The 422-nt window shown below is 73.2% G+C and carries 1 protein-coding gene; it reads right to left on the bottom strand.

Annotated elements, in window-relative coordinates; all coding sequences use genetic code 11:
* On the bottom strand, positions 1-422 hold a 422-nt coding region (locus V5E28_RS49180; RefSeq protein ID WP_336217215.1), incomplete at both ends, for an ATP-binding cassette domain-containing protein.

The following is a 422-nucleotide window of genomic DNA, read 5'->3' on the forward strand; positions in this document are numbered from 1 at the left end:
TCGCGGCGCGGGCCGGTGAGCCGGTGATGGGCGGCCAGCAACTGCTCGACCTGCCCGGCCACCTGGACGCGGGAGTCGACGAGCACGATCAGGAAGTCGCACACCCGTTCCAGGTCGGAGACCAGATGGGAGGACAGCAGCACGCTCAGCTTGTGCTCGACCGTGGCCTCCATCAGCCCCTGCAGGAACTCGCGGCGGGCCAGCGGGTCGAGCGAGGCGACCGGCTCGTCCAGGATCAGCAGCTCGGGCCGCTTGGCCAGGCCGAGGGTGAGAGCGAGCTGGGCGCGCTGGCCGCCGGACAGCTTGCCCGCCCGCTGGGCGGGGACGAGACCGAGCTGCGCGACCCGGTCCCGCGCCATGGCGGCGTCCCAGCCGGGGTTGAGCCGCGCCCCCAAACGCAGGTGATCAGCGACGCTCAGCCC

Origin of the sequence: Nonomuraea sp. LPB2021202275-12-8 (assembly GCF_037044575.1) — a bacterium.
Lineage (GTDB): Bacteria > Actinomycetota > Actinomycetes > Streptosporangiales > Streptosporangiaceae > Nonomuraea.